Source organism: Nitrosomonadales bacterium (assembly GCA_016716325.1).
Classification (GTDB): domain Bacteria; phylum Pseudomonadota; class Gammaproteobacteria; order Burkholderiales; family Gallionellaceae; genus Gallionella.
This window is the reverse complement of the sequence record JADJWO010000001.1, coordinates 1445613-1463248: the sequence shown is the minus strand read 5'-3', so window position 1 is coordinate 1463248 and position 17636 is coordinate 1445613. Positions and strand designations below refer to the sequence as shown.

General features: G+C 59.2%; 12 protein-coding genes. All 12 read left to right on the top strand.

Annotated elements, in window-relative coordinates:
• Window positions 1-25 precede the first annotated feature (25 nt).
• The 12 genes from IPM27_07030 (at window position 26) to IPM27_06975 (ending at window position 17604) form a co-directional block, all read left to right on the top strand.
• Window positions 26-583 carry a shikimate kinase gene (locus IPM27_07030; GenBank protein MBK9161303.1) on the top strand — a complete coding sequence of 186 codons (558 nt, stop codon included), beginning with the start codon at window positions 26-28 and terminating at the stop codon, window positions 581-583.
• 15 nt (window positions 584-598) lie between these two features.
• The gene (aroB, locus tag IPM27_07025) at window positions 599-1684 is read left to right on the top strand and encodes a 3-dehydroquinate synthase (GenBank protein ID MBK9161302.1); all 1086 of its coding nucleotides are present in this window, start codon (window positions 599-601) and stop codon (window positions 1682-1684) included.
• Window positions 1677-2846: a deoxyguanosinetriphosphate triphosphohydrolase gene (locus IPM27_07020; protein MBK9161301.1), complete on the top strand. Its 1170-nt coding sequence runs from the start codon at window positions 1677-1679 to the stop codon at window positions 2844-2846. The genes aroB and IPM27_07020 overlap by 8 nt, the downstream gene beginning before the upstream one ends.
• 155 nt (window positions 2847-3001) lie before the next feature.
• Window positions 3002-7645 (top strand): glutamate synthase subunit alpha, encoded by a 4644-nt coding sequence (locus IPM27_07015; GenBank protein ID MBK9161300.1) that lies wholly within the window; start codon window positions 3002-3004, stop codon window positions 7643-7645.
• The gene (locus IPM27_07010; GenBank protein MBK9161299.1) at window positions 7645-9108 is read left to right on the top strand and encodes a glutamate synthase subunit beta; all 1464 of its coding nucleotides are present in this window, start codon (window positions 7645-7647) and stop codon (window positions 9106-9108) included. The genes IPM27_07015 and IPM27_07010 overlap by 1 nt, the downstream gene beginning before the upstream one ends.
• 115 nt (window positions 9109-9223) lie before the next feature.
• The gene (locus IPM27_07005) at window positions 9224-10288 is read left to right on the top strand and encodes a uroporphyrinogen decarboxylase (GenBank protein ID MBK9161298.1); all 1065 of its coding nucleotides are present in this window, start codon (window positions 9224-9226) and stop codon (window positions 10286-10288) included.
• A gap of 68 nt (window positions 10289-10356) precedes the next feature.
• Window positions 10357-12528 carry a primosomal protein N' gene (locus IPM27_07000; GenBank protein ID MBK9161297.1) on the top strand — a complete coding sequence of 724 codons (2172 nt, stop codon included), beginning with the start codon at window positions 10357-10359 and terminating at the stop codon, window positions 12526-12528.
• 79 nt (window positions 12529-12607) lie between these two features.
• The gene (locus tag IPM27_06995) at window positions 12608-13363 is read left to right on the top strand and encodes an elongation factor-1 alpha (GenBank protein MBK9161296.1); all 756 of its coding nucleotides are present in this window, start codon (window positions 12608-12610) and stop codon (window positions 13361-13363) included.
• A gap of 4 nt (window positions 13364-13367) precedes the next feature.
• Window positions 13368-14780, top strand: a complete 1413-nt coding sequence (locus IPM27_06990) for an FAD-binding oxidoreductase (GenBank protein MBK9161295.1) — start codon at window positions 13368-13370, stop codon at window positions 14778-14780.
• A gap of 105 nt (window positions 14781-14885) precedes the next feature.
• Complete coding sequence (locus tag IPM27_06985; GenBank protein ID MBK9161294.1) at window positions 14886-15710, top strand: NYN domain-containing protein; 825 nt, start codon at window positions 14886-14888, stop codon at window positions 15708-15710.
• 74 nt (window positions 15711-15784) lie between these two features.
• Entirely contained in the window at window positions 15785-16312 is a 528-nt protein-coding gene (hemG, locus tag IPM27_06980; GenBank protein ID MBK9161293.1) for a menaquinone-dependent protoporphyrinogen IX dehydrogenase, read from the top strand.
• A 152-nt stretch (window positions 16313-16464) separates the two neighbouring features.
• On the top strand, window positions 16465-17604 hold the full coding sequence (locus IPM27_06975) for a cytochrome c4 (GenBank protein ID MBK9161292.1): 1140 nt from the start codon (window positions 16465-16467) through the stop codon (window positions 17602-17604).
• The last annotated feature ends 32 nt before the right edge of the window (window positions 17605-17636 follow it).

The following is a 17636-nucleotide window of genomic DNA, read 5'->3' as shown; positions in this document are numbered from 1 at the left end:
TGTTTTTATCGATTACAATGGCAACATGCAGAGCGATCAACAGAACAACCCGGAAAATCGATCACGTAACCTGATTCTGGTGGGGATGATGGGGTCGGGAAAAACCACGATGGGACGTGCATTGGCTGGCCATCTTGGAAAGGTGTTCGTGGACAGTGACGAAGAAATTCGCCATCGTACCGGAGTGACGATTCAGCATATATTCGACGTCGAAGGCGAGGCAGGCTTTCGCCAGCGTGAGTCAGCAGCAATAGCGGATCTGGTCAAGCGCGAAAACATCGTACTGGCAACAGGTGGCGGGGCCGTGCTTGACGAACAGAACCGGGAGCTCCTGAAGCAAAATGGCATTGTTGTCTATTTGAAGGCCAGCGTGCATGATTTATTGCAGCGTACGCGCCGGGATCGCAATCGACCGCTACTACAGACCGACGATCCGCGCGCCAAATTGACGGAGTTGTTCCATCAGCGCGATCCGCTATACCGGCAGGTTGCGGATATCGTTGTCCATAGCGGCAAACAAAGCGTGCACGCGTTGATGCTGCATTTGCTGGAAGAAGTGGAAGCACTGAAAAGAACGGCTTAAGGATTGCGATTGATCATGCAGACAGTGACAGTGGGGTTGGGAGTGCGCAGTTATCCGATACATATTGGAAGCGGATTGCTGGGCCATCCGGAATTGCTTTGTAAGCATTTGCCGCGCAAGCGCGTTGCCATCATTACCAATACCACCGTTGCGCCGTTGTACCTGGACAGGCTGCTAAATACTTTGCGGGATGGCGGTGTCGATAATGTGTCCATTATTCTGCCGGATGGCGAGGAATTTAAGAACGCCGATACACTGCAGAAAATCTATGACAAGTTGCTGACCAGCCGTTGCGAACGCAGTACGCCGATCATCGCGCTGGGCGGGGGCGTGGTCGGTGACATGGCCGGTTATGCTGCAGCGACTTATTTGCGCGGCGTCCCGTTCATACAGATTCCGACGACGTTGCTGGCGCAGGTAGATTCCTCGGTGGGCGGCAAGACCGGCATCAATCATCCGCTCGGCAAGAACATGATTGGCGCGTTTCACCAGCCGCAACTGGTGCTGGCCGATATCGATACGCTGAATACCTTGCCGGATAAACAGTTATCGGCGGGACTGGCCGAGGTCATCAAATACGGGCTGATCTGCGACCTGCCGTTCTTCGAATGGCTGGAGGCAAATGTGGAGAAACTGTTGGCGCGCGATGCTGAAGCACTGCGATATGCCATTGCACGCAGTTGCCAGAACAAGGCAGAGGTCGTTGCGGCAGACGAGCGCGAAAGCGGTCGACGCGCCCTGCTCAATCTCGGGCATACCTTCGGGCATGCCATCGAGGCCGGAATGGGATATGGCAATTGGTTGCACGGAGAAGGCGTCGCAGCGGGTACCATCATGGCGGCCGATCTGTCGCGGCGTCTGGGCTGGATCAACGCGCAGGATGTGGCGCGCATACGCAACCTGTTTGAACGCGCGAATTTGCCTGTCGTGCCTCCTGATCTGGGGGCAGAAACCTACCTTGAGCATATGGGGCTGGACAAGAAGGTCGAAGGCGGCAAGATGCGCTTTGTCCTGTTGAAGGCGATCGGGAGCGCAATTGTTTATGGCGATACGCCGCCCGCACTGTTGCAACAGACGCTGGAATCGTGCGTGAATGGCTGAACTGGCGCCATACGCGGTCAGCGAATCAAACTCGCGCGGCCGGAAGATACCTGAAGCCGCTCCATGCGGACGCAGTGAATACCAGCGCGACCGCGACCGTATCATTCACTCCGGCGCCTTCCGGCGCCTGGAATACAAAACGCAGGTGTTCGTCAATCACGAGGGCGACCTGTTCCGTACCCGTCTTACCCACAGCATCGAGGTAGCCCAGATCGCGCGATCCATCGCGCGCCGTCTGCGATTGAACGAGGATCTGGCGGAGGCGATCTCGCTGGCCCATGATCTGGGTCATACCCCGTTTGGTCACGCCGGCCAGGACGCGCTGAATGTCTGCATGAAAACTTATGGCGGTTTCGAACATAACCTGCAATCGCTACGCGTGGTGGATCGGCTGGAAGAGCGTTATGCCGCATTCGACGGGTTGAACCTGACCTTTGAGACGCGCGAAGGCATCCTCAAGCATTGTTCTGCAGAGAATGCGGCCCGACTGGACGAATTGGGGGAAAGGTTCCTGAGTGATCGGCGCCCGTCGCTGGAAGCGCAGATCGCCAATCTTGCCGATGAGATCGCCTATAACAATCACGATGTCGACGATGGACTGCGTTCCGGATTGATCACGCTGGAACAGATTGCTGCCGTCCCGCTGGTGGCGACGCATTTGCAAGAAGTGCGTGACGCTTATCCCGCATTGACTGAACGGCGTATGGTGCATGAGACCGTGCGGCGCATGATCAATACGCTGGTGTCGGATCTGATCCGGCAGAGCGAACAAAATATCGACAGGCATGCTCCGAAAACCCTTGAAGCGGTGCGCAAAGCGCCGCCGATCATTGCTTTCAGCGCCGAACTGAATGAACAGCAACAGGAACTCAAAAGTTTCCTGCGCATCCATTTATACCGCCATTATCGTGTGATGCGCATGAGCACCAAGGCGAGGCGCATCATAAGTGACCTGTTTGGGGTGTTCATGAACGATGGGAGGTTATTGCCGCCCCAATTCCAGCAGTACGAAATTGCCGAAACGCAACAATTGCGTGGCGTATCAATGGAAGCTGTGCGTGCCCGTGCAGTGGCCGACTATATCGCCGGGATGACGGATCGTTACGCCATTCGCGAGCACAGGCGCATTTTTGCGGTCGAGGAGATGCCGGCTGGCCTGTAGGTCGTCTAGGGCGGCGCGGTTGCCCGCGGACGCCAGACAAGGTAAGATTCCCGCCCTTTCGCTTTTGAGTTTGCCGTGGCGACGTGTGTCGTCATTTTTTGCTTTAAGTCATACCGTTTAAATTGGGGAGCACCGTGAGCAACTCTTCTTTGCCGATGCAGCAAGGTTTGTATGATCCGCGCCAGGAGCGCGATGCGTGTGGGGTAGGCTTCATTGCCCACATCAAAGGCAAGCAAAGCCATGACATAGTAAGTCAGGGATTGCAGATACTGAAAAACCTGACGCACCGTGGCGCGGTGGGGGCAGACCCGCTGGCTGGCGATGGCGCGGGAATCATGATCCAGATCCCGGACCAGTATCTCCGGGACGAAATGGGTTGGGGGCACATCCATCTGCCGCCCATCGGCGAATATGGCGTCGGAATGCTGTTTCTGCCGCGCGACGAGAAAGCGCGCCACGCGTGTGAGCGGGTTGTTGAAGAGAAAATCGTCGCCGAAGGACAGGCGCTGATCGGCTGGCGCGATGTATGGGTGGATAACAACGGCCTGGGAGAAAGCGTCAAGGCGGTAGAACCGGTGGTGCGCCAGGTTTTCATCGGGCGTGGGGCGAACTGTGCCGATGCTGACGCTTTCGAGCGCAAGTTGTTCGTCATCCGCAAGATCGTGGAGCATGCCGTGCGCGGTTTACCCGAAGGGCAGGCGGAAGGGTTCTACGTTCCTTCCATGTCATCGCGCACCATCGTATACAAGGGCATGCTGCTGGCCGACCAGGTCGGCCAGTATTATCTCGACCTTCAGGACGGGCGCGTAAGCAGCGCCTTTGCGCTGGTGCACCAGCGCTTCTCCACCAACACTTTCCCAACGTGGGATCTGGCGCATCCTTTCCGCATGATCGCCCACAACGGTGAAATCAACACCGTGCGCGGCAACGTGAACTGGATGACTGCGCGCCATGCGGCGATGTCTTCCGGATTGCTGGGCGAAGACCTGGAAAAACTCTGGCCGCTGATCACCGAAGGTCAGTCCGACTCGGCCTGTTTCGACAACGCGCTGGAATTGCTGGTGGCGGGCGGCTATTCGCTGCCGCACGCGATGATGCTGCTGATCCCCGAGGCATGGGCGGGCAATCCGTTGATGGACGAGGAGCGTCGTGCCTTTTATGAATATCATGCCGCCCTGATGGAACCGTGGGACGGCCCCGCTGCGGTGGCATTCACCGATGGCCGCATGATCGGCGCGACGCTGGATCGCAACGGCCTGCGCCCGGCACGTTATCTGATCACCGATGACGACATGGTGCTGATGGCTTCGGAAATGGGCGTGCTGCCCGTCGACGAAAAGAAGATCGTGAAGAAGTGGCGTTTGCAGCCCGGCAAGATGTTCCTGATCGACATGCAGAACGGCCGCATCATCGATGACGTCGAACTGAAGAACCAGCTTTCCGGTGCCAAGCCCTACCGCGAATGGATCGAGAAGTCGCGTTATTTCCTTGGCGACCTGATCGCCGTCGAGGGGGAAACGCAGCTTAACGCGACGCTGCTGGATACCCAACAGGCCTTCGGTTATTCCCAGGAGGACATCAAGTTTATCCTGGCGCCGATGGTGAATGCCGGTGAAGAGCCGACCGGCTCGATGGGTGTCGATGCCGCGCTGCCGGTGTTATCGAACAAGAACCGCTCGTTCTACGATTATTTCCAGCAACTGTTCGCGCAGGTGACCAACCCGCCGATCGACCCGATCCGCGAAGAGATCGTAATGTCGCTGACCTCGTTCATCGGGCCGAAGCCGAACCTGCTGGGTATCGAGGAAACGAACCCTCCGTTGCGCCTGGAAGTGCACCAACCGGTACTGTCCAACGACGAAATCGCCAAATTGCGCAACATAGACAGGCTGACCGACGGGCGTTACCGCTCATTGGCGCTGGACATCACCTTCCCCGTTTCCAAAGGTGCGGCGGGTTGCGAGGGTGCGGTCCGTGCGTTGTGCAAGGCGGCCGAAAAGGCGGTTGCAGACGGCTATAACGTGCTGATCCTGTCGGATCGTGCAGTGTCGGCCAAACGCGTCGCCATTCCGGCGCTGGTGGCCTGCTCCAGGGTGCACCACCATCTGGTGCGTGGCGGACTGCGCACCAGCACCGGCTTGGTGATCGATACCGGGTCGGCGCGCGAAGTTCATCATTTTGCATTGCTGGCGGGCTATGGCGCGGAAGCCGTTTGCCCGTGGCTGGTCTACGAGACCATCGATGCGATGAACCTGCCAGCCAATGTTGATGCCAAGGAAGCCAGGAAGCGTTTCATCAAGGCGATCGACAAGGGTCTGATGAAAGTGATGTCCAAGATGGGCATCTCCACGTACCAGTCCTATTGCGGCGCGCAGATCTTCGAGGCGATCGGGCTGAACGCTGGGTTCGTTGCCGAATATTTCACCGGCACGGCCACGCAGATCGAAGGGATCGGCATCAAGGAAGTTGCAGAAGAGGCGGTACGCACGCATCACAACGCATTCGGCAGTGATCCGGTGCTTGCCAACGCGCTTGAGGCGGGCGGCGAATACGCTTATCGCGTGCGCGGCGAAGAACACATGTGGACGCCGGATTCCATCGCCAAACTGCAGAACGCCACGCGCACCAACAATGCGGCGACCTATAAGGAGTACGCCAAGCTGATCAACGAGCAGAGCCGCAAGCTGAAGACGCTGCGCGGCCTGTTCGAGGTTCGGCCCGCCGGCCAGCCTGTGCCGCTCGACGAAGTCGAGCCGGCCAAGGAGATCGTCAAGCGTTTTGTCACCGGTGCGATGTCACTGGGTTCGATCTCGACCGAGGCCCACACCACACTGGCGATCGCGATGAACCGTATTGGCGGGAAATCCAATACCGGCGAGGGTGGCGAGGATGCTACCCGTTTCAGGCCGTTCAAGGGCGGCGAGATGCTGTCCGACATCATCGGCAGGAACCGTATCGAAAGCGACCGCGAACTCAAGGCGGGCGATTCGCTGCGCTCCCGCATCAAGCAGGTGGCGTCCGGCCGTTTTGGCGTGACTGCCGAATACCTGTCAAGCGCCGACCAGATCCAGATCAAGATGGCGCAGGGTGCCAAGCCCGGCGAGGGCGGCCAGCTGCCCGGCCACAAAGTGTCCGAATACATCGCCAAGCTGCGCTTCTCGGTTCCCGGCGTGGGCCTGATCTCGCCGCCGCCGCATCACGACATCTATTCCATCGAGGATCTGGCGCAGCTGATCCACGACCTGAAGAATGCCAACCCTTCCGCGTCGATCTCGGTCAAGCTGGTTTCCGAGGTTGGTGTGGGAACGGTGGCCGCAGGGGTATCCAAGGCCAAGGCGGATCACATTGTGGTTTCCGGTTTCGACGGAGGCACCGGCGCATCGCCGGTCTCGTCCATCAAGCATGCTGGCACACCCTGGGAATTGGGCTTGTCCGAGGCGCAGCAGACGCTGGTGTTGAACCGGCTGCGCGGCCGCATCGTGCTGCAGGTGGATGGCCAGATCAAGACCGGACGCGACGTGCTGATCGGCGCCTTGCTGGGCGCGGATGAGTTCGGTTTCGCCACCGCGCCGCTGGTGGTGGAAGGTTGCATCATGATGCGCAAGTGTCACCTCAACACCTGTCCGGTGGGCGTGGCGACGCAGGATCCCGAACTGCGCAGGAAATTCACCGGCCAGCCGGAACATGTGGTGAACTACTTCTTCTTCGTTGCCGAAGAAGTGCGCGAATACATGGCGCAGATCGGCATTCGCAGGTTCGATGACCTGATCGGGCGCAGCGACCTGCTGGACGTGAAACAGGGCATCGCACACTGGAAGTCGCAGGGACTGGATTTCTCCAGGGTATTCCATCAGCCTGACATGCCATCCGACGTGGCGCGCCGCCATGCCGAACAGCAGGATCATGAGCTGGAGAAGGCGCTCGACAACACGCTGATTGCGCAGGCGCAGGCCGCACTGAACGACCGGCAGCCGGTCGTTATCGATAGCGCTATCCGCAACGTCAACCGGACGGCCGGCACCATGCTGTCGCACGAGGTTGCCAAACGGTACGGCCATGCCGGGCTGCCGAACGACACCATCAAGGTGCGGCTCACCGGCACGGCGGGGCAGAGCTTCGGCGCGTTCCTCGCGCACGGTGTCTCGTTCGAACTGAAGGGCGAGGGCAACGACTATGTCGGCAAGGGATTGTGCGGCGGGCGCATCGCCATCATGCCACCGCCCGAGTCCGGACTGGTCGCGCACGAGAACATCATTGTCGGCAATACCGTGCTGTATGGCGCGACATCCGGCGAATGCTATTTCAGCGGTGTGGCAGGCGAGCGCTTTGCGGTGCGCAACTCCGGCGCCGTGGCGGTCGTCGAGGGCCTGGGTGACCACGGTTGCGAATACATGACCGGTGGCATGGTGATCGTGCTGGGCCAGACCGGCCGCAACTTTGCCGCCGGCATGTCCGGCGGCGTGGCTTACGTGCTGGATGAGGACGGCGGTTTCGAGAAGCGCTGCAATCTTTCGATGGTGGCGCTGGAGCCGATTCCGGCCGAAGTCGACGCGAGCGAGACCGGCGAAGTGGAAGCGCATGGCCGCGTACACTTCAACCACCTCAACAAGGCCGACGAGAAGGTGCTGAAGCAGTTCATCCGGAACCATCTGGAACATACCGGCAGTGCACGCGCGCGCACCATCCTGGATCACTGGGCAAAATACCTGCCCAAGTTCATCAAGGTGATGCCGACCGAGTATCGCCGCGCATTGCAGGAGATCGCGGCACAGAAGAACCAGCAGCTGGAGGTTGCATAATGGGTAAGCCAACCGGATTCATGGAGTTCAAGCGTCTCAGTGAGGAAAGCCTTGCCGTCAAGAAACGCCTGAAGAATTACAACGAGTTCGTGCTGCACCTGAGCGATGATCAGGCGCAGACACAGGGCGCCCGCTGCATGGACTGCGGCATCCCGTTCTGCACCAGCGGCTGCCCGGTCAATAACATCATCCCGGACTGGAACGACCTGGTGTATCGCGGCAATTGGAAGCAGGCGATCGAGGTGCTGCAATCGACCAACAATTTTCCCGAGGTGACCGGACGCATCTGTCCTGCGCCCTGTGAGGCTGCGTGTACGCTGAACATCAACAACGATGCGGTCGGCATCAAGTCCATCGAGCACGCCATCATCGATAAGGCCGGCGAGAACGGCTGGGTGGTTCCACAACCGGCCGCGCAGCAGACCGGCAAGAAAGTGGCGGTGGTTGGTTCCGGTCCGGCCGGCTTGGCGGCTGCCCAGCAACTGGCGCGTGCCGGGCATGCGGTGACGGTGTTCGAGAAGAACAGCCGTATCGGCGGCTTGATGCGCTACGGCATCCCGGATTTCAAGCTGGACAAGCGCCTGATCGACTGGCGCATGGTGCAACTCGAGGCGGAAGGCGTCAAGTTCAAGACAGGCGTGTTCGTCGGCAAGGAAGCGCCGGGCAAAGGCATTGCCAACGACGCAAAGAAGACGGTTACGCCGGATGAGTTGCTGAAGAAATTCGATGCCGTGGTCCTTGCAGGCGGATCCGAGCAGCCGCGCGATCTGGCAGTGCCGGGGCGCGAACTGGACGGCGTGCATTACGCGCTGGAACTCCTGATCCCGCAGAACAAGGAAGTCGCCGGCGACGGCAAGAATCCGATCAGCGCAAAAGGCAAGCATGTGGTCGTGATCGGCGGCGGCGATACCGGTTCCGATTGCGTGGGCACCTCCAACCGTCACGGCGCCGCATCGGTGACGCAGATCGAAGTGATGCCGCGCCCGCCCGAAAAGGAGAACAAATATCTGGTATGGCCGAACTGGCCGATGAAGTTGCGTACCTCAAGCTCTCATGACGAGGGGTGCGACCGCGATTGGGCGATCGCCACCAAGGAGTTTGTCGGCAGCAAGGGCAAGCTGGAAAAGATCCGCGCCGTCCGCGTCGAGTTCAAGGATGGCAAGCTGGTCGAAGTTCCGGGCAGCGAATTCGAGATCAAGGCCGATCTGGTGTTTCTGGCGATGGGTTTCACCAATCCGTTGCAACAGGTGCTGGATGCGTTCGGCGTGGAAAAGGATGCGCGCGGCAACGCGAGGGCGGCCACCGATGGCGAGGGATGCTACCGGACCAGTGTGGACAAGGTGTTCGCGGCGGGCGATATGCGCCGCGGCCAGTCGCTGGTGGTGTGGGCGATCCGCGAAGGCCGCCAGTGCGCGCGTGCCGTGGACGAATACCTGATGGGCGGCAGCGTCCTGCCCCGCTAACCACATCAAGACTCCACGAAAGGTACGAAAGCACGAAACTGGTTTTGTTCGTGTAGTTCCGTGTTTTTCGTGGACAGTGAATTTCTGAAATTGACAGAGGCGTATTGATTCCGACATGAACTTCAAAGTAAAGAACGACACCTTCCTGCGCGCCCTGTTGCGTCAGCCGACCGAATATACGCCCTTGTGGATGATGCGTCAGGCCGGGCGTTACCTGCCGGAATACCGTGCCACGCGCAAACAGGCAGGCAGTTTCCTCGGTCTGTGCAAGAACCCGGATTACGCGACCGAGGTGACACTGCAGCCACTGGAACGCTTCCCGCTGGATGCGGCGATCCTGTTCTCCGACATCCTGACGGTGCCGGACGCGATGGGGCTGGGCCTGTATTTTTCCGAAGGCGAAGGCCCGAAATTCAAGCGTCCGTTGCGCGACGAAGCGGCGATCAAGGCATTGCGCGTGCCTGACATCGGCACTGAGCTGAAATACGTTACCGATGCCGTGACCCAGATCCGCAAGGCGCTGGACGGCCGCGTGCCGCTGATCGGCTTTTCCGGCAGCCCGTTCACGCTGTCCTGCTACATGGTCGAAGGCGGCGGCAGCGACGACTATGCCAAGGTGAAGACCTTGATGTACAACGAGCCGAAGCTGATGCACCACATCCTGGATGTGACCGCGCAGGCGGTGATCGCCTACCTGAATGCGCAGATCGAAGCCGGCGCGCAGGCGGTGATGATCTTCGACTCGTGGGGCGGCGTGCTGTCCCATGCGGCATTCCACGAATTCTCGCTGGCCTATACGCAACGCATCGTCGATGGCCTGATCAAGGAAAAGGATGGCGTGCGCATCCCGTCCATCGTGTTCACCAAGGGCGGCGGGTTGTGGATCGAGAGCATCGCCAATACCGGCTGCGACGCAGTGGGGCTGGACTGGACCATGGATATCGGCATCGCCCGCCAGAAGGTGGGGCACAAGGTCGCCCTGCAGGGCAACATGGATCCTGCGGTATTGTTCGCTTCGCCGGATGCGATCCACAGCGAGGTTGAGCGAATCCTGAGCAGCTATGGGTACGGCAGCGGTCATGTGTTCAATCTGGGTCACGGCATCTCGCAGCACTCCGATCCGGAGCATGCGGCGGCGCTGGTCAGGGCAGTACACGAGCTGAGCAGGAAGTACCACTAGCAATTCGTTGCGCAACAGAGCCGCAGGCAACCCCTGCGGCTTTTGCATTTCTGCGACAATCACGGCCTATGACTATCGTTCGCGTCGCTCTCGATGTTCCGTTGTCTACCCTGTTCGATTACACGATCGAGCAGGAGGTGGCGGTCGGGCAGCGCGTGGTCGTGCCATTCGGAAAACGGCAGATGGTCGGCGTGGTGATGGAAATCGTCGAGTCAACGGAACTCGCGCCGGAGCGCATCAGGACGGTGACGCGGGTACTGCATGACAGCACGCCGCTATCGGCAGAAATACTCGGCCTGCTGCATTTTTGCAGCGACTACTACCGTTATCCGCTCGGCCAGGCCGTCCTTGCGGCGCTGCCGACGCATCTGCGTTCGGATAAACCGGTCATCGGCAAAAAGGTGTCGAACTATCGGCTGACGGCTGGTGGCACAGCGCTCGACTTGGCCGATTTCCCGAAGCGCAAAGTGGTGCAGCGGCGCATCCTGGCGAAACTTTCGGAACATCCCTGTAATCTTGCGCAACTCAAGGCGCTGTCGGCAACGGCGCGCGCGCAGCTCAAGGCGCTGGTCGAGTGCGGGCATGTCGAATGTTTCGAGGAGGCATTGCCTGCCCAAAGGCACACTTTCGACAGCGAGCACACGCTCACCAACGAGCAGCAACAGGCGGTGGATGCCGTCACGCAGTCCAGCGGATATGCCTGTTTCCTGTTGCACGGCATTACCGGCAGTGGCAAGACCGAGGTGTATGTGCACCTGATGCACCAGGTGTTGCAACGGGGCGGCCAGATATTGCTGCTGGTACCCGAGATCAATCTCACGCCGCAACTGGAGCAGTATTTCCGCAGTCGCCTGCCGGGTGCCGCCCTGGTCAGTTTGCACAGCGGCTTGAGCGAAGGTGAGCGCTTGCACAACTGGCAGCAGGCACAGGCGGGGAAAGCACAGATCGTGTTCGGCACGCGCCTGGCGGTGTTTGCCGAATTGCCCCTCCTTGCGCTGATCGTCGTTGATGAGGAGCACGATCCCTCGTTCAAGCAACAGGACGGCCTGCGTTATTCGGCACGCGACGTGGCGATCTTTCGCGCCAGCCAGCGCGGTGTGCCGGTTGTGCTGGGTTCAGCCACGCCATCGCTGGAAAGCTACCATAACGCGCAGACCGGTCGCTACCGGATGCTCAGGTTGACCGGGCGCGCGCAGTCTGACGCGCGCCTGCCGTCGGTGCGTTGCATCAACACCAGCCAGGCCGTGATGCATCACGGCATCAGCGAAGAGCTGTTGCGTGAGGTCGGCCAGCGCATCGCGCGCAAAGAACAGAGCCTGCTGTTCATCAACCGGCGCGGCTATGCTCCGGTGCTGATGTGCACCGGTTGCGGATGGCTGTCCGGCTGCAGGCATTGTGCGGGTAAGATGGTGCTGCACCTCGACGACAGACGGTTGCGCTGCCACCACTGCGGTTACCAGATACGCGTGCCGCAGACTTGCCCGGATTGCGGGAACGCCGAGTTGCACCCGGTCGGCAGCGGAACGCAGCGCGTCGAAAATGTATTGCGGGAACGGTTTCCCGAAGCGCGCATTTTGCGCGTGGACAGGGACAGTACCCGTAACAGGCGCACCTGGCGGAACATGCGCGAGCAGATCCACGCCAATGGGGTGGACATCCTGGTGGGCACACAGATGCTGGCCAAGGGACACGATTTCCCTGCACTGACGCTGGTCGGTGTGCTCAATCCGGACAGCGCGCTATACAGCAGCGACTTTCGCGCGCCTGAAAAACTGTTCGCGCAACTGGTGCAGGTGGCAGGACGCGCCGGTCGCGCTGACAAGCCGGGCGAAGTGCTGATCCAGACTGCTTTTCACGATCATCCGCTGTATCGCGCCTTGCAGACGCACGATGTTGAAGGCTGGATGACCGCTCAACTGGCCGAACGCCGGATGGCTGGTTTCCCGCCATTCGTCTATCAGGCGATGTTGCGCGCCGAAGGAAAGGATGAGTCCGGAGTTTACGCATTCCTCGGGCACTCGCGCACCGCGGCCATGGCACTGGCAATGCCAGTCGAAGTCTATGGCGTGGTACCCGCAGCCATGCCCAAGCGCGCCGGCCACCATCGCGCACAATTGCTGGTGCAGAGCGGTAACCGCAAGGCACTCCAGGAATTTCTGGGTGCGTGGAAGTTGTCACTGGATGGGCTGCCGGCGCAAAAACTCCGCTGGTCGCTGGATGTCGATCCGCTGGATTTCTGACGTTACCCGACAGAGTTATAGAAACCCTTACAGATAAGAGCGTTATAATACGAAAGTTTGTTTACACGAGAAAATCATGATGAAAGAGATTCAACGGTTTACGCTGGCAGACCTGGCCTTGCCGATCAAGACGCTTTTCACCGGTTATCTGCTGGTGGTGGGGCTTGGCTTGATGTTCGCTGGCGCGCAGATCATGTATACCCACGGCATGGCAGATGGAAAGTTAGGCCTGTCGGTGGATGACATCGTCTACAGCTATCATGGCAAGCGCGACGAAGGCTCGAAGCTGGTCGCCAAATTGAACGGTTCGATGATGAACAATGCGCCGCCAGAGGTGCGTCTGGCCATGATCAAGTGGGCAGATGCCGGCGCATCCGATGAAGAGTGGGATATGAAAATCTCCATGGATGTCGATCAGTACTGTTCACCCTGCCATGCGAACATCCCCGGATTGGCCGATCTGAGCGACAAGGCAGTGATGAAGCGCATGGTTCAGGTCGACGAGGGGCAGTCTCCTTCCGCCTTGACGCGTGTTACGCATATTCACCTATTCGGCATCTCGTTCATCTTTTTCTTCATGGGCTGGATATTCACCTATGCCTCCGGTATTTCACCGCTAAACAAGGCGATCCTGATCTTCACGCCGTTCGCATTCCTGATCGTGGACGTGCTGGCGTGGTGGCTGACCAAGCTGAATCCGAATTTCGCATGGTTCGTCATCATCGGTGGTTTTGGCTACAGTCTGGCGGCCAGCATCATGATCTTCACTTCGCTCTACCAGATGTGGATATTGCCCCGGCGGCTGCTCAATCCGGTCAACCCGCTGACGGACTAGGGCGGTGGCAACGGCAGGAGACATCCTTCAACGCATCGCCGCCCTTGTGGGCGGCGATGCCGTTTTGACGGATGCTGCGGCTGCCGCGCATTGTCGTGATTGGCGTGGTCGCTATCAGGGACAGGCATCGGCGGTCGTGTTGCCGGCAGACACGCAACAGGTGTCCGGGGTGGTGGATCTGTGTGTGGAAAACGGCGTCAGCATGGTCCCGCAAGGCGGCAACACCAGTCTGTGCGGCGCTTCGGTGCCGCTGGCGGACGGCACTCAACAGATCGTCATCAACCTGTCGCGCATGAACCGCATCCGTGAGATGGATGCGGTCAATTACACCATGACCGTCGAGGCGGGCTGCACGCTTGCCTCGTTATATGAAGCGGCGGAGAAGGTTGACCGGTTGTTCCCGCTCGGGCTGACGGCCATTGCACCGCATTGCGAAATCGGCGGCAACCTTTCCACCAATGCCGGCGGCCTTGGCGTGCTGCGCTATGGCAACGCGCGCGATCTGGTGCTGGGACTGGAGGTGGTGCTGCCGGACGGGCGCATCTGGAACGGGTTGCGTTGCCTGCGCAAGGACAACACGGGCTACGACCTCAAACACCTGTTCATCGGTGCGGAAGGCACGTTGGGCATCATCACTGCCGCCGTGCTGAAACTCTATCCGCGCCCCCGATCGACAGCGACAGCATGCGTCGCCGTACGCGATCCGGCTGCTGCTGTCGCATTGCTGGCGCACCTGCGCGCGGCATGCGGCGACCGGATCAGCGCGTTCGAGCTGGTTTCGCGCCCCTGTCTCGATCTTGTGTTCAAACATATTCCCGATACCCGCGAACCGTTCGGTACAACTCATGAATGGATCGTTCTCGTCAAACTAGCCGATGTCCTGTCCGCGCCTCTGGACAAGGAGTTACGCGCCGCACTCGAATCGTTCGGCGAGAGGGTAGACGGGTTCGACATCACGAATGGCGAGGCGGACGCCGAACGCTGGTGGAAGCTGCGCAAGAACATCGCGGAAGCGCAGAAGATAGAGGGTCTCAGCATCAAGCACGACATCTCGGTGCCGGTCAGCCGTGTTGCGGAATTCATTTCGCAGACCGGCACTGCGCTGCGAGACACTTATCCCGGCATCCGCATCGTGGCTTTCGGGCATATGGGCGACGGCAATATCCATTACAACACTTCGATGCCGGATGGTGTGCAGAACAGGGAGTTCATCGACCGGCACGAACACGATGTCAACCGCATCGTGTATGGGATCGTGGCCGGACTGGGCGGCAGTTTCAGTGCCGAGCATGGCATCGGCCAGCTCAAGCGTGCCGAGATTGCTCGCTACAAGAGCCCTCTGGAGATCGAGCTGATGCGCGGCATCCGGGACATGCTTGACCCGGGCGGGCTGATGAATCCCGGCAAGGGGGTGTAGCACGCTCGCCATGCCGAAAGGAGCGGCGAATTCTGATATAGTCAGCCAGAGTCCAGGCGCGCAATTCCAGCGCCGGTCAGAATCAGACCAACCCCGGAGACACACATGGCGGCCCAACCCGAAATCACCAATATGGCCCTGTTCTGCGATTTCGAGAACGTGGCGCTGGGCGTGCGCGACGCCAAGTACGCGCAGTTTGACATCAAGAAAGTGCTGGAGCGCCTGCTGCTCAAGGGCAGCATCGTGGTCAAGAAAGCCTACTGCGACTGGGAGCGATATAAAGAATTCAAAGCCCCCATGCATGAAGCTTCGTTCGAGCTGATCGAGATCCCGCATGTGAGACAGAGCGGCAAGAATTCCGCCGACATCCGCCTGGTTGTCGATGCCCTGGACCTCTGCTATACCAAATCCCACGTCGACACTTTCGTCATCATCAGCGGCGATTCCGACTTCTCCCCGCTGGTTTCCAAATTGCGCGAGAACAACAAGTATGTGATCGGCATCGGCGTGAAGGATTCGACCTCCGACCTGCTCAGCGCCAACTGTGACGAGTTCATCTTCTACGACGACTTGGTGCGCGTGCAGGAAGCCAAGAAGAAACAGGCAGCGAAGAAGACGCCTGCCAAGGCAAAGGCAGAAACGGCAAAACCGTCTGCGGCCGGGGGTGAGGAGAACAGGAAACAGGAAGCAATGGACTTCCTGATCGAGACCCTCGAAGGGCTGATCGCCGAACGTGGCTCGGACGAAAAACTCTGGTATTCGATGGTCAAGCCGACCATGCAGCGTCGCCGTCCCGGTTTCAACGAATCGTACTACGGCTATCGCTCGTTCCGCGAACTGATGGAGGACGCGCAGAAGCACAAACTGGTCATGCTGGTGAAGGACGAAAAATCGGGGCAGTACACCATCCGGCTGCCTGAGTCCGCCTGACGCATGGTTACTCGGCAAGTTGGGCGCAGGTAGCAATTGCGCGGATCTGGATCAATCGGGCTGGATGCGGGAATATGGCAAATGTGCTGATCGTTTATTCGACGACCGATGGGCATACGCGGAAAATATGCCTGCGCTTGCAGAATGTGATCGAGCGGCAACATCACGGGGTTGCAGTCATGCCGCTTCAGGAATGCGCCGATGCCGACCTGCATGCTTTCGACAAGATCGTGATCGGCGCAAGTATCCGTTACGGGAAACATAGTCCGCATGTGGTCGATTTCATCAAAAGGAACGTCGGTCTGCTGGACAGCAAACCCAATGCGTTCTTTTCGGTCAATGTGGTGGCGCGCAAACCGGAAAAGAACCGCCCCGAGACGAATCCGTACATGCGGAAATTCCTCAGGCAGATACCGTGGCGGCCAAAACGGCTGGAGGTGTTCGCGGGCAAGATCGATTATTCGATCTACCGGTTCATCGATCGTTCGGCCATCCGCTTCATCATGTGGATGACCCGGGGGCCGACCGATCTGAATGCTGTCGTCGAATTCACCGACTGGCAACGCGTCGAGGACTTTGGCGAACTCATCGGCAAAATGTAGGTGTTGCAGCGTTGGCCTTGTGAGCGGCCCCGACGCCAATACCCGACTAACCTGAACAGGCGATAGTTCGGCATGATTGTTGTAGAATCGCGCAATTCAGAAAAGCCGAAACACCCGGATATTCCACATCATTCTTCAATTCAGAGGTCGTCATGAACAAACAAGTTTTAGGTTTCTCGCTGCTACTGGCCTTGCTGGCGGGGTGCTCGGAAAAACAAGATTCGCAAGATATGGCTCAACTGCCTCTGGATATCGAAGCCGGCAAGGCAGTGGCCCAGAAGAATTGCGCCATTTGCCATGGCATGGACGGCCGTGGTGCGGCCGACAACATTCCCAATCTGGCCGCGCAACTCGAAAGCTATCTGCTGAAGGCGGTTCAAACCTACGATCACGGCAAGCGCGTCGACAGCAGCGGCAATGTCATGAAGATCGCCGAGGAATTGACGCACCAGCAGTTGCGGGATGTGTCCGGGTTCTACGCCAGCCTGCCGCCGCTGGCCAAGCCGGCAAGCGAGGCCGTCAACTACTCCTACTATGATCGCGGCCAGGCTTTGAGCAAGCCCTGCGCCAGTTGCCATGGTGCGGATGGAAACACCGAAGTTGACGGGGTTCCACGCCTGGCAGGGCAGCATCCGCAGTACATCACCAAGGCGCTCAAGGCCTATCGTGATGGTGTCCGCACCATGCCCTCTATGCATGCGACCCTTTCCGGGCTGAGTCAGGCTGACATCGAGAACATCGCCATCTACTTCGCGTTGAATGAACCCAAGTCGGCCGGCAGCAAGGCGAGCAATTCGCACGAGGGCATGCAGTTCATCAGTACCTGCGTCAAATGCCATGGTACGGCGGGCTATAGCGACGATGTCAGCGTTCCCAATCTGGCCGGACAGAACGCCCAGTATCTCAACAAAGTGATCAAGTCGTATCGCGACAGCGGGCGCGATCACAAGCAGATGCACCAGGCGCTCTCCGGTTTGAGGGATGAAGAGATCAGCAAGATCGCCACCTTCTTTGCGACCGAACTGCCCGTCCACAGCAGTTTCACGCCGCCGGAAACCATCCAGTCCCTGGTGCAGAAATGCGACCTTTGCCATAGCAAGGGGGATGCCAATCCGGAGATGTTGACCCCCAAGATCAACGGCCAGAATCGCACCTATCTGATCAATGCGATGACTACGTATCGGGATGGGGACCGCGGGAATTCGGCGATGCATACGATCGGTTCTTCGCTGTATTTCGATGCCACCATCGAGGGGCTGGCCGAATATTATTCGGCGCAAGAGGCAAAGTAAGCCGCCTTTTTGCGCCCGCATGGTTCTCAATT